We start from the raw sequence: 11,608 nt of genomic DNA, 5'->3' as shown, positions 1-11,608 counted from the left end.
GGAGAAAAGAACGTACGTTTGCCATGTTGTAGCAATTCATCCTCCCCCTAAAAATAAATCAGTCCCGCAGGTTGGCTTGGTGCATGCCTTCTCTACAGGACTGATTTATACCTAAAATGAGTCTATTTTACCTATTTAATCACCAAAAAGGCGATTGACTTTGACTTTGTTGAAACCTAAAGCTGTGTCCGGCTGCGCACCTCAAAGATGGCGAATTTCAAGTAATGGCCTTCCTCCACACCCAAAATTTGAGGATGATCCTTACCAGCCGCTCTCCAGTCTACCAGACGAAGGATTTTGCCGGCATCTGCCGCCGCTTCCTTAATAGTGTCCAAGAACAGCTCTGGCCGCATATGGAACGAACAGCTCGCTGTCACCAGATAGCCGCCCTCATTGACAAGCTTCATCCCATGCAGGTTGATATCTTTATATCCACGTGTAGCTCCTTTGACAGCGTTCTTCGTTTTGGCAAAGGCTGGCGGATCGAGAATGACCACATCAAAGGTGCGTCCGCCACCTGCTGTCAGCGGCTTGGATGTATCTCCTTTGCCCCCGGCTCGTGCATTGCGTTCCTCTACACCTTTCACTTGATTGCGCAAATATTGAAAAGCATCGTCGACGACAAACTCGACGCGTTCCTCAAAACCGTTCAGCTTGACATTATCCCGCGCACTTTCAATCGCATGCTCAGAAATATCAAGACAAGTTACTTTTTTAGCACCATGTTTACATGCATTGAGCGTAAAGCTTCCCGTATGTGAAAAACATTCCAATACGGTTGCGCCGTCCCAGAATGGAAATCCAACAACCTTACCGCTTTTATTCACTGGCTTCATGACCGTTGTGCCAGCGTCCCCTGAGTCTGTAGCAACTTCTTGTAGCGTAATTCCACTACGTGCTCCCCAACCTGTCATCAACGGTGCTATGGCCGCTCTATTTTCACGCTGGTCAAAAAAATAACCCGTCTTCTGGCCCTCTACGATATCAACCTTGATGTGCAGCCCATTTTCCGTCACCACCACATGACGCGGGCAATCACCGTACAAAGGACCCTTTGTTTGTTCCAATCCTTCCAGCTCACGGATGGATACATCACTGCGCTCATATATACCAACAGGACCCACTACTTCAACGAGCGCATCCCTGATTTCTTCCCTGCGCCGATCCATGCCAAGCGTTAACAACTGCACGACCAACACATCACCAAATCGATCTACAATCAGTCCAGGCAAAAAATCAGCCTCGCCGTACACCAACCGATAAGCGTCTCCCCCGGTCACAAAACGTTCGCGGTGCTCCAGACATTTGCGAAAGCGTTGGGCAAAAAAGTTTTGATCCATTGCTTCCAGCGGCTCATAGGACATCACACGTACTGTAATTTGTGAAGCCGGATTATAGTAACCTGTCGCCAAATAACGCCCCTGATGGTTAACGATGCTGACCAAATCGCCTGCCTCTGGGTCACCCTCAATCTTGGCTATTTCGTTTTTAAACACCCAAGGGTGTGCGTGCTCCAGCCTTTTTTTACGGCTGCGTTCTAATATTACTGAAGGCAAAATCCTTCACTCCCATTCTTGAATTACTCAAAGTGTTAAAACGTTGTTCGATAGGGGCGCGGCTCCGCGGATCATTTGATCTTACGATCGCTGTTGCAACGGGATTCTTGGAATTAGGTAACACATTTAAAGGTAAGAATCCCGTTGCAAAGGCGAACGCTGGCGCTTCTCCAGATTCAAATGAACCGCTCCGCTACTGCCCGCCTGTATATCGACGTCACGCTTTTAAAGCTTGTGAAGATACTACAAAAATTATCGTTCTATAAAAAAACAGCTCGGCCATGCTTGTCATGGCTGTCCCCGACAGATCATAGGCTGTTACATAAGTATTTTCACCTAGAAAAGGGGGCTATGCCCGTGTTTATACATGTTATACTCCCGTTGTGCGGTGGGCTGTTTATTTTTTTGGGCGGGATGAAGCTGATGGAAGCAGCCCTCCGGCATTTGGCCGGCCCCTTCCTCACCCGCTGGTTGAACCACGCCACCGTTTCCCCTTGGCGGGGCATGCTGTTCAGCTCAGGCATTACCGCCCTGCTGCAAAGCAGCACCGCCGTAACGGTGCTGACGATCGGACTGGTCAACGCCGGGCTGTTGACCTACGGCCGCACGCTCGGCATCATTCTCGGCACCAATATCGGCACCTGCCTGACCACCGAGCTGATGGGGCTCCAGCTCGGCAAGCTGGCTGTTCCGCTGCTCTGCGGCTCACTGCTCTGCTGGAGCACTGCCGTCCTGTGGAGTGAAGCTGTCCCCAGCCGCCAGTATGTGTCTGCCGGAGCTTCATCCGGCTCCAATGGGCTCAGCCGTTCGCAGGCTGTACAATATATCAGCCTCGTCTTTGCTGGATTTTCGCTGATTCTGGCGGGTATTCGCGTGATGCAGTCGGTCGGACCCTGGATTGAGCAGGCCGGACTATTCCGTTGGTTTCTTGATCACGCTGCAGCCAACATGTGGTGGGCCTTCGCTGCTGGAGCCTGCCTGACCGCGCTGGTTCACAGTAGCGCAGCCGTCATTGGCATGGCGATTAGCCTTGCCGCTGCTGGAGCCTTGCCAGCCGATGTGGGGATCGCCATCGTCATCGGCTCCAATGTAGGCACCTGCGTAACCGCCCTGATTGCCGCTGTTGGCGGCAGCGTGTCCGGCAAATTTGTAGCCTGGTCCCACGTGCTGCTGAACGTCGGCGGAGCCTTGCTCTTTATGCCGTTGATCCCTGGTCTGGAGATGGCCGCTGCCTGGATATCTACCGAGCCCGGAGCCAAGGTAGCCCATGCCCAAACTCTGTTTAACGTTATTAGCTCTCTGCTGGTCTTGCCTCTCTGCTATCTACCTGTGTGGACGCGTTTAGAGGATCGTATATCTCCCCACAGAATCAAACATTAATTCCTAGCATGGACAGCGCCTTGCTTAAAATGACATCATTATTGTCATACCCACCCTGGCGCTGGAGACGCCATGCTTCCTCAGGCGTATGCCACGCAACTCCTTTAATTTCTTCGATCTGTGCCTGTAAATCCCCATCCAGTGCCTCTACGAGATAATAATGTACTTCTTTATCTACTTCCCCAAATTCTGGATGCTGATACGTATAAGCAATCATATCTACATGCTGGATAATCCGCCCGTTCAACCCTGTTTCCTCGCGAATTTCACGTAAAGCCGTCTGTTCGATTGTTTCTCCCAACTCCATTTTCCCTTTAGCCAAGGATACCTTGCCATATCGGTCAGTAATGAGCTGAATTTCAAGCTGCTCCCCCTGTTTGCGAAACACAACGCCGCCTGCGGAAATTTCCTTTTTTGCTGCCATCCTGTAATCTCCCTTCCTTGCGCAACAAGGATTCCGTCCTCTCTGTAAGGAAAGGCGAAATCCTTGTCTGCCATCTCTATTGCCTGTTCAGGCTTTTTTTGTTCTTACAGAGCTGTTTGCAACCCATTCTCTAGTACGCGGACCAATTGGCCTTCACTTTCATTAATGCCTGCCTTCGTCAGCTTCACGCGGCATACCTTGCCAACCAGATCCTCAGTACCTTCAAACGCCAGTTGAATATAATTGTCACTATATCCATGGAGTATGCCGCTATCTTCGGTCCCTTTCGGCGCAACTTCCGGAATGACCTCCAGCACCTGACCTACAAACTTCTCAGCATACGCCAGTTGCATTTGCTCTGACAGTTGTATCAGCTCATGCACTCGTGCATTTTTCACGTCTTCGTCCACCTGATCCTCCATACGCGCCGCAGGAGTTCCACTGCGCTTGGAGTACGGGAACACGTGCATTTCCGAAAAACCGATTTTTTTCATCAGCTCATAGCCATTGCGGAACATTTCATCCGTCTCCCCAGGGAAGCCGACAATCACGTCCGTTGTAATCGCTACATCTGGCATTGCTTTGCGAATCATAAGCATTTTGTTATAAAACTCTTCTGTCGTGTACTTGCGACGCATCCGTTTCAATACAGTGTCATCCCCCGCCTGAAGCGGTATGTGAAAATGACGAACCAGCTTGGTGGAACGGTTCAGCACATCAAGCATTTTTTCATCAATCTGGCTGGCTTCAATCGAACTGATACGGATACGCTCCAGCCCTTCTACCTTCTCCAGATCCCACAGCAGATCAGATAGGTCATAATTATCCATGTCATCACCATAACCGCCTGTATGGATACCAGTGAGTACTATTTCCTTGTAGCCTGCGTGTACCAGTTGATGCGCCTGTGCAATAATGCTCGCAGCGTCACGACTGCGGGATAGACCCCGCGACCACGGAATGATGCAGAAAGTACAGAAGTTATTGCACCCATCCTGAATTTTCAAAAATGCCCGAGTATGATTAGCAAAATCAGGTACATCCATTTCCTCAAATACACGCGTTTTCATAATATTGCGCACGGCGTTCACCGGTTGACGCGTCCCTTGAATTTCCTGCACGAACGGAATAATTTTGTCCCGGTCCTGAGTCCCGATAACGAGATCAACGCCAGGAATATCCATAATTTCGGCAGGAGAAGTTTGGGCGTAACAGCCCGTCACTGCCACAATGGCATCTGGATTCCGGCGAATCGCACGGCGAATAATCTGACGACTCTTTTTATCACCGGTATTCGTAACGGTACATGTATTAATAAGATAAACATCAGCAGTCTGCTCATCAAAGTCTACCTGTTCATAACCTTCATTTTTAAACAGCTGCCAGATCGCTTCTGTATCATAAAAGTTTACCTTACAGCCCAATGTGTAAAATGCCACTGACGGCATATTAAACCCCTCCCATTTCTCCTGTCTCATATAAAATGCATGCCAATGCAGCCATTCCTGCGGTCTCAGCACGCAAAATACGTCTTCCCAGTCCTGTAGACTGTGCCCCGGCCTGCTCGGCCTCCAGGCTTTCCGCTTCAGTAAAGCCGCCTTCCGGGCCTACCACCAGCAGAACACGCGGCATGTCCGTCGACGCCCATTGTCCTGCCAAAGGCTGGATTACATCCCGTAGCTGTTTACCCTGCTCTTTTTCATAGCAATAACATATCAAATCATACCCAGCAAAAGAAGCCAGAAGTTCTTTCCACGTCATGGGCGCGCTAATTTCTGGAATCCGGTTACGGTGGCTTTGTTCAGCCGCTTCCTTCACAATCTTGCGCCAACGCTCCAGTCGCTTGCCTTCTTTTTTGGCATCATACTGCACGACCGTACGCTCGGACAAAAACGGTACAAACCCGGTTGCTCCGATTTCTGTACATTTTTGCATCACCGTCTCCATCTTGTCTCCTTTAGGAAGACTCTGAGCGATGGTGACCTGCACATGTGGTTCAGAGGTCATCTTCAGCGGCTCAATAATCGTCGCCGTAATATGATCCTGCTCAATCGTATTCAAAGCAACCAGCGCTTCTTTAGATACCCCGTCACTAACTATAATTTTGTCACCACTACGGCCCCGCATGACTTTAGCGATATGCCGCGCGTCCTCACCCGCGACAATCACGTGATCTTCTAGAAATTGCTCTGCCGGAATAAAATAACGCTGCATTCTCTCTCACACCTATTCCTGGATTTTGCAAAATCCTCATTCTAAAAATAACTGTTGTCCACTAACGTTCCGTACAAAATCCGAATAAATCACCAAGCAACATCATATCATCTTTTGCGCCTGTATGACCAGTCTGTTCCCTCTTCTATTCAGGTTATACCTACCTATTCTCGTAAAAAAAGGAGCCCTTAGGCTCCAAACAATCCAGTGATATAAAAAGAGAACTGCAAAAACTGTATATAAATCATCTGGGCCAGCGTGTAAAGAGGTTCAATCGTTACAGCTCGAACCTGCGGAATGACCAGGATAAGCAGAAAAATAAAGATCGACCACTGTTCAAACTGCTGGAGTTTGCGGCGCACAGGAGTGGGGGCCACATCTTCCACAATCCGGTATCCATCCAGTGGAGGCAGTGGGATCAAATTAAAGATAAACAAAAATAGATTTAAATTGATCAGAGCATTGATAAACAAATAGATTGCTTGAGCCACCCGTTGGTTCTCCATCCCCGGCAATACTTGAAAATGAAGGAGCACGGCATAGATCAAAGTAGTAACAAATGCAAGCAGCAGATTGCTCAGCGGACCCGCAGCCGATACGATAATGCCCATGAGGCGCGGACGGCTAAAATTGTCACGATTAACCGGAACTGGCTTGGCCCAGCCAAAGCCTCCGATCAACAGCAGCAGCGTACCCAGCAGGTCAATATGCACTGCCGGATTTAAAGTCACACGCCCAAGTAGCTTGGCCGTAGGGTCACCAAATTTATTGGCATAATACGCATGTGCAAACTCATGAACCGTGAACGATATGATCACAGCCAGTAAATAAAAGGGAAGAACATTTAAATTTACACGAAAAATATTTTGTAGAAAATCCATACTTACCTCTTTCTCGCCACAAACGCCAGCCAATCTTCATCCCGGCTTATTTCGGCAATCTCAAAGCCAGCTGCTTTCAAAGCAGTTTCGACAACCTCTTCTTTGTTCTTCCAAATCCCTGAAGCAATATAAATACCACCTGGTTCCAGGGCTTTATATACATCATCAATGAACAGCAGAATAATCTCTGCCAATATATTAGCTACCACCAGCTTGACCGGTAACTGGATACCCAGCGTTGGATCGCTTGCATTAAGCACAGATAGCAAATCACTTTCTTTAATGGTGATGCGTTCCTCCAGTCCGTTCAAACGCGTATTTTCCCGCGCACTGGATACTGCCACCGGGTCCAAATCCAAGGCAAGTACATGCTTCGCTCCCAGCTTTACAGCTCCAATGGCCAAAATACCGGAACCCGTGCCGACATCAATAACTTCTTCTCCACCCTTAATCACAGACTCCAGCGTTCTCAGACAAAGGGATGTCGTAGGATGCGTTCCGGTCCCAAAGGCCATACCAGGGTCCAGTTCAATGATTTTTTCCTCTTCACTCGCAGGCTCATATTCCTCCCAAGTGGGTTTAATCGTCAGACGGTCCGATACACGCAAAGGCTTGAAATATTGCTTCCAAGCATTTGCCCAGTCATCCTCATCAACTGTTTTCAGCTCATACTGAACCTCACCAGGATCAATATCGAAAGTTCTCAATTCTTCGACGCGCGGCTCAATCTGCGAACGAATACTATCCATGTCCACTTCTTCGGCAAAATAGCCTTTGATGATCGCTTGTCCTTCAGGTATGTCGTTCAAAGGCCGATCATACCACTGCCCATAGGATGTATCCCGTGGCTTGTTGAGCGAACCAGATTCTTCAATGGAAACCCCTCCTGCACCTGCTTCGTGCAGAAAATTCGAAATCATTTCGATGGCTTCTTCGGTTGTATGTATTGTAATTTCATTCCACAACATGGTTTTCATTTCCTCCTCATTTCACATGCATACATTACATTGTACTATATACATGCACAGGAGTTCAAAAAAGCTAATATTATCGGTGCTCAAAATATTTTTTGTAGAGCTTGTATTTGTTGTCCTCTCTTTTAGTCCAAGCACCCTTAACTCTAGTACATACAATACAATATACTAGAAAAGGAGTGATTTAGTATGGCAAAGACGGTGTTAGATTATAATGCCAGTGTTATTACACCTATCACGAATGGTATAAATCTTCCTGTTCCGATTTCTCCAGCCGGACTTGGAATTGCTACGACGTCTGTATTTATTGATCCTGCTATTCCTGGAGCTGTCAACAACCGAGTAGAGTTAAAAGCCTCGATTGGACTACGTTTTGTCGGTGCCGGTAACATTAGAGTACTTGTACGGATTTGGAGAGCTGGCAAAGAAATTTATTACGGACTGGAATCCAATGTCTTCGATAACAATATTATTCTTAATGTCGAAACGGTAGACGTTGCACCTCTGGGCGTGCAAAACTACCAACTGATTATTGAAAATCAGACGCCTGCGACGACTGCATTTGTCTCCGGTCCTCTTGTTTTTAGTGCAACAGCATATAGCGGATAATGAATAGGAAGAGGAAAGAACACAAATAAGACGGGTTATCCCAAAATCATCATTGTTGATGGGGATAACCCGTTTTATTAAATTCTACTCATTGTCGTTTATGATACGCTGCTGACGACGGTCAGCTACTTCGCTACGCCGGATCGCTTCTAGATCCTCAGCATCTGCCTGATCTGCCGAGAACTCAACATCTTCATTTTTAGCAGATTGCATGCGTTTGATTTTTTCGGTTTTGGTCAGCACTTTATCAAACCGTTTGTTTTTGGACATCGGTCACTGCTCCCTCCAAACTTTTCACAGCATTCCACCCGCCTGTTCCACGATGGACATCGCCTGATGATGTATGGATTCATCCACCACAGCGGTCAACAAAATATCGCGGCCTGTCGGTCCGCCTTGTCCTCCATCACTCATGCCACTGGCGGACGGATCAGCCGCAGCCAGTATTGCTGGAGTTGCATCTGTAAAGTCCACGCCCTGTGTCAGTGAGGACAAGCTGCTAATCTGTCCTGAAAATACAGGCAATCCGGCGTTGCCAGTAGACTGCCGCGGATACCGGCTAAATCGGTCTATCGACACATCGGCTACCCGGAGTGCTTCCAGTTTTCTAGCGGCTCCCTGTGCTTCCTCAGGACTTTTGAAATACGCCAAAATATTTTTTTCGCCCATCTCAAAATCTCCCTGTGTAGTATTGAGCGTAACTGCTCTTCAAAAGCATAGAGCGTTACGCTTTGTTATATCCTGCTCATTGGCACGATTTTATATTCCCTACGAAGACTAGACGGATGCAGACGATAATGGAAACAGTGGGCCTAGACAGTGAACTATAGTTTGTGAAGAATATAACTTTTACGGGTGTAAAGTAGCTGCCGGAGCTTCACCTGACTTGGCTACTCCTGTCTCCCATGCAGCACGAATAACAGCATCCCGTACCTTTTGAACCACCTTCGGATTAAAAACATTCGGTATGATATAAGTTTCACTTAGCTCTTCAGGACAGATCGCATCAGCGATGGCAAGTCCGGCAGCTAGCTTCATTTCCTCATTAATCGTCGTAGCATGGCAATCTAGAGCACCCCGAAAAATTCCCGGGAAGCACAGCACATTGTTAATCTGATTTGGAAAATCGGAGCGACCGGTAGCAAGTACACGTACATGAGGTGCGGCTACAGCTGGATCAATTTCCGGATTCGGATTCGCCATGGCGAACACAATAGGATCAGTTGCCATGCTCTTTATATCCTCTACAGTCAGTATATTCGGGCCTGACACACCGATGAATACATCAGCTCCCACAATCACATCGGATAAACTTCCACTTAAATTGTGCGGATTAGTCATGTTCGCATACTCTGTCCAATGCGGGTTACTGTACTCCACGTCACGATGAATAGCTCCCTGTCGATCAACGCCAATCAGATTGCGCACACCTGCCTTAAGCAGCATACGGGAGCAGGCCATACCCGCCGCACCAATCCCTGCAAATACAACTTTAACATCCTCCATTTTTTTGCCACATACCTTTAATGCATTGACCAGACCCGCTAATACAACAACTGCCGTACCATGCTGATCATCATGAAATACTGGAATGTCTAGTTCCTGCTTCAACCGTCTCTCGATTTCAAAACAGCGTGGCGAAGATATATCTTCCAAATTAATGCCGCCAAAGGCAGGAGCAATCATTTTGACAATTTGAACAATTTCATCAGCGTCCTTCGTGTTGAGACAGATTGGGAAGGCGTCGACACCTGCAAATTGTTTGAACAACACTGCTTTACCCTCCATTACAGGCATAGCGGCCTCCGGTCCGATATCTCCTAATCCAAGTACTGCTGTTCCGTCTGAAACGACTGCTACTGTATTCTTTTTGATCGTTAATTGATACGCTTTGGCTGGGTCATTGGCGATTTCCATACAAATTTCAGCTACACCCGGCGTATACACTTTGGACAGCCCCTCCATCGTTTCAATTCGCTTCTTTGGTAAGGTCTCCATTTTGCCACCTGCATGTAATTCTCTAATTTCGTCTATTAAACTGCTCATATTTTTCTCCGTCCTTTCATGTCTCTATTTGGATATGAAACTCAGTCCTGTGTATAAAACTCATCAGCTCCAAAATTGGAGTAACAAAGTTGCTAAAATGACCGTGCCTGCCCCGCCAATACGTGTTGCAATTTGTGCAAAAGGCATCAGTTCCATCCGATTGGACGCAGACAGAATGGCTACATCTCCCGTGCCCCCTAACCCACCGCGACAGCTAGTCACCAAAGCAGCTTCTACGGGATACATGTGAATCCATTTTCCTGTGAAGTATCCGGTAACAATCAATGCAACTACAACAGATGCGCAGGTAATGGCATAAGGAACCGTTAAAATCCCAACTACACTATCCAAAGGTACATACAAAATACCCAATCCCACCATCAAGGGCCACGTCAGACTTGCCGTTATACATTTGTACAAGTGAAAAGCTCCCTGCTCCAATGTGTTCGGCATGATCTGAATACACTTAATTAATGCCGCCGCTAGAATCATGAGGATCGGACCTGGAATATGGAGATACGGCTCCAGCAGCTTACCCACAATGAAGAAAGTACAGGCCAACAGCAGACCTCCTCCCATCAATGGAAAAGAAATCGATTGTTCCAGACTTGCCGGAGCTAACTTGTCTGTATCTTTCTCCAGTTTTATTAACCTCCCGTTACCCGAAGTTTTTGGATTTTTCTCTGCTAATCTCTTCAGAACACCCGCACCTATGATTGCAACAATGTTCCCAATAATTGCAGCCGGGATAAACTGGGATACGAATACTGCCGAATCCTTGCCCAGCACCAACCCATACGAAATGGACAACGGTAAAATGCCTTCCCCAATCCCACCGGAGATAATTGGAATGATGATGAAAAAAAATGTATGATAGGCGCTATAGCCAAAAGCCATACCCACCACCATTCCCACGCCAACAGCTGCAATAGATCCTATAATAATGGGGGCAAAAATTTTAACAATTCCGTTCATCAGCATTTTGCGATCCATGCCAAGAATACTTCCCGTTACTAGACATGCGATGTAGAAGTAAAGAAAATTCGAGGTTTTCATAAGCGTGTGTACCGCACCCATCGCAGATGGACTAAACATATTCCAAAATACCATTAACGATGGAACCATAAGTGATAAAATGGCCGGCCCGCCAATATGCTTAAGCAATGGAAGTTTGGCCCCTAGATCACTGAGCAGTATACCTAAAATCATGATGACGGCAAACCCGCCCAACAGATCGTTTGGAAGTCTTTCAGTAACTGCAGCTGCATAAACAATCAGCGCGATCACGGCATAGAGTGGAAGAGGAATAACCCCCAACTTTACCCTACCCAGCATTCTGAGGCCATCTACAAAATTTTTACTCCATCTTTGCCCCTTTTGAATGACAGGCTGATTCGTAGCATTTTCCATAAATCTCCCTCCATAAAGTGAAGAATGATGATCATGTTTCCATTCTACACCTTGGAAAACGCTTTATTTGGTTTTATAACTAATCATTCACTTTTGTAATTAAAGTAATCAGAA

At 47.2% G+C, this 11,608-nt stretch carries 12 protein-coding genes; 2 read left to right on the top strand and 10 right to left on the bottom strand.

Annotated features, from left to right (window positions below; translation table 11 throughout):
- Positions 1 to 176: 176 nt before the first annotated feature.
- Positions 177 to 1,556, bottom strand: coding sequence for a class I SAM-dependent rRNA methyltransferase (locus tag ACUYLD_RS19690; protein WP_446675789.1), 1,380 nt, complete (start codon positions 1,554 to 1,556; stop codon positions 177 to 179).
- 357 nt (positions 1,557 to 1,913) lie between these two features.
- Here ACUYLD_RS19690 and ACUYLD_RS19685 point away from each other — a divergent pair, with 357 nt between their 5' ends.
- A complete protein-coding gene (locus tag ACUYLD_RS19685; RefSeq protein ID WP_446675788.1) occupies positions 1,914 to 2,936 on the top strand; it encodes a Na/Pi cotransporter family protein in 1,023 nt (340 codons plus the stop codon).
- On the opposite strand, the gene ACUYLD_RS19680 is transcribed toward ACUYLD_RS19685, so the two are convergent.
- From ACUYLD_RS19680 to prmA, 5 genes are all read right to left on the bottom strand, one after another.
- On the bottom strand, positions 2,926 to 3,360 hold the full coding sequence (locus ACUYLD_RS19680) for an NUDIX hydrolase (RefSeq protein ID WP_013311157.1): 435 nt from the start codon (positions 3,358 to 3,360) through the stop codon (positions 2,926 to 2,928). The genes ACUYLD_RS19685 and ACUYLD_RS19680 overlap by 11 nt on opposite strands.
- Positions 3,361 to 3,464: 104 nt before the next feature.
- Positions 3,465 to 4,808, bottom strand: a complete 1,344-nt coding sequence (mtaB, locus tag ACUYLD_RS19675) for a tRNA (N(6)-L-threonylcarbamoyladenosine(37)-C(2))-methylthiotransferase MtaB (RefSeq protein ID WP_254350307.1) — start codon at positions 4,806 to 4,808, stop codon at positions 3,465 to 3,467.
- Between the two features lies 1 nt (position 4,809).
- Entirely contained in the window at positions 4,810 to 5,574 is a 765-nt protein-coding gene (locus tag ACUYLD_RS19670; protein WP_446675787.1) for a 16S rRNA (uracil(1498)-N(3))-methyltransferase, read from the bottom strand.
- Positions 5,575 to 5,762: 188 nt separating this feature from the next.
- A complete protein-coding gene (locus ACUYLD_RS19665; RefSeq protein ID WP_023989504.1) occupies positions 5,763 to 6,455 on the bottom strand; it encodes a site-2 protease family protein in 693 nt (230 codons plus the stop codon).
- Between the two features lie 2 nt (positions 6,456 to 6,457).
- Complete coding sequence (gene prmA / locus ACUYLD_RS19660; protein ID WP_069290019.1) at positions 6,458 to 7,423, bottom strand: 50S ribosomal protein L11 methyltransferase; 966 nt, start codon at positions 7,421 to 7,423, stop codon at positions 6,458 to 6,460.
- A 195-nt stretch (positions 7,424 to 7,618) separates the two neighbouring features.
- Between prmA and ACUYLD_RS19655 the strand changes: the two genes are divergently transcribed.
- Entirely contained in the window at positions 7,619 to 8,038 is a 420-nt protein-coding gene (locus ACUYLD_RS19655; RefSeq protein WP_039272296.1) for a hypothetical protein, read from the top strand.
- An 84-nt stretch (positions 8,039 to 8,122) separates the two neighbouring features.
- Here the strand turns inward: ACUYLD_RS19655 and ACUYLD_RS19650 are convergent, their stop codons facing one another.
- The 4 genes from ACUYLD_RS19650 to ACUYLD_RS19635 all read right to left on the bottom strand — a co-directional run bounded on the left by ACUYLD_RS19650 (position 8,123) and on the right by ACUYLD_RS19635 (position 11,494).
- The gene (locus ACUYLD_RS19650; protein ID WP_069290020.1) at positions 8,123 to 8,308 is read right to left on the bottom strand and encodes a YfhD family protein; all 186 of its coding nucleotides are present in this window, start codon (positions 8,306 to 8,308) and stop codon (positions 8,123 to 8,125) included.
- A 24-nt stretch (positions 8,309 to 8,332) separates the two neighbouring features.
- Positions 8,333 to 8,707: a hypothetical protein gene (locus ACUYLD_RS19645; protein ID WP_013311164.1), complete on the bottom strand. Its 375-nt coding sequence runs from the start codon at positions 8,705 to 8,707 to the stop codon at positions 8,333 to 8,335.
- A 180-nt stretch (positions 8,708 to 8,887) separates the two neighbouring features.
- Positions 8,888 to 10,084: an NAD(P)-dependent malic enzyme gene (locus tag ACUYLD_RS19640; protein WP_446675786.1), complete on the bottom strand. Its 1,197-nt coding sequence runs from the start codon at positions 10,082 to 10,084 to the stop codon at positions 8,888 to 8,890.
- Positions 10,085 to 10,147: 63 nt separating this feature from the next.
- Positions 10,148 to 11,494, bottom strand: coding sequence for a 2-hydroxycarboxylate transporter family protein (locus tag ACUYLD_RS19635; RefSeq protein WP_446675785.1), 1,347 nt, complete (start codon positions 11,492 to 11,494; stop codon positions 10,148 to 10,150).
- Between the last annotated feature and the right edge of the window lie 114 nt (positions 11,495 to 11,608).

The organism is Paenibacillus sp. SER-28, from assembly GCF_052906305.1.
The sequence above is the reverse complement of the archived record's forward strand: the minus strand, read 5'-3'. Positions and strand labels throughout refer to the sequence as shown.